1 protein-coding gene is annotated in these 817 nt (G+C 70.5%); it reads left to right on the top strand.

Annotated elements, in window-relative coordinates; genetic code table 11:
• The first annotated feature begins 268 nt into the window (after positions 1-268).
• Positions 269-625: a WhiB family transcriptional regulator gene (locus KDL01_RS41485; protein WP_212534205.1), complete on the top strand. Its 357-nt coding sequence runs from the start codon at positions 269-271 to the stop codon at positions 623-625.
• The last annotated feature ends 192 nt before the right edge of the window (positions 626-817 follow it).

Raw genomic sequence — 817 nt, 5'->3', positions numbered from 1 at the left:
CGTCGGAACGGATGGGCCGGGTGTTTTGTCCAGGTTTGTGGCGGCGCGTGGGCGGCGCGTGCTCCCGAAACGCAATCCCGTTGCGCGGATCGGGAACGTTTCGCGCGCCGCAGCCGTCGTATTCAGTAGGCCGATACCGGATCGAGACTTCACCTTCGGCACGGGAACACCCGTTCGCCGCGATCCGTTTGACGCCATGAAAGACGAGTCGAGTGGAGGGGTAGACGACGTGACTCGGACGGACACGGCCGTAATGGTGGCGGCCGGTATGGGAAACCGCGTAGCTCTGCTGCCGGCGCGGCGCTCGGCGCGCAACGCCGCACGCATCCCGGCCATCGCCGATCTGCGGCTGGGTTGGCAGGAGCAGGCGCGTTGCCAGGGGGCGGACGCACGGCTGTTCTTCGGACCGGAGAAGGAGCGCACCAGGGACCGCGAAGCGCGTGAGGGCGAGGCCAAGCAGATCTGCGCCTCCTGCCCGGTGCTGCGCGACTGCCGGGCGCACGCGCTCGGCACGCCGGAGCTTTTCGGCGTCTGGGGCGGACTGAGCGAGGCGGACCGCGAACTCGCGACCGGCTCGTCCTTCGGCCGACGGATACCGAGGCCCCGCCCGGTTCCGACCCGCTAAGCAGGCCGGGAACCCACCGGACGCGGGGCGCGCAACACGGCACGGCAGGGCGCAGCTGAGCACAGCAGGACAGGGCAGGGACACAGCAGGGTACGGCAGGGCAGAAGCGCGGCGACGGGGTGGAACAAAACAAACGTCGCGGGCGCCGAGCACACAGGGAGGTGGCGGGGGCGACGGGGTGCGGCCTGGTGG

It is taken from the genome of Actinospica durhamensis (genome assembly GCF_018139695.1).
Lineage (GTDB): Bacteria > Actinomycetota > Actinomycetes > Streptomycetales > Catenulisporaceae > Actinospica > Actinospica durhamensis.
This window is presented reverse-complemented; position numbering and strand designations above follow the sequence as displayed.

What these genes read in the sequence shown, in the direction of transcription:
- KDL01_RS41485 (WP_212534205.1), top strand. Translation starts at nt 269, where the DNA reads ATGGGAAACCGCGTAGCTCTGCTGCCGGCGCGGCGCTCGGCGCGCAAC.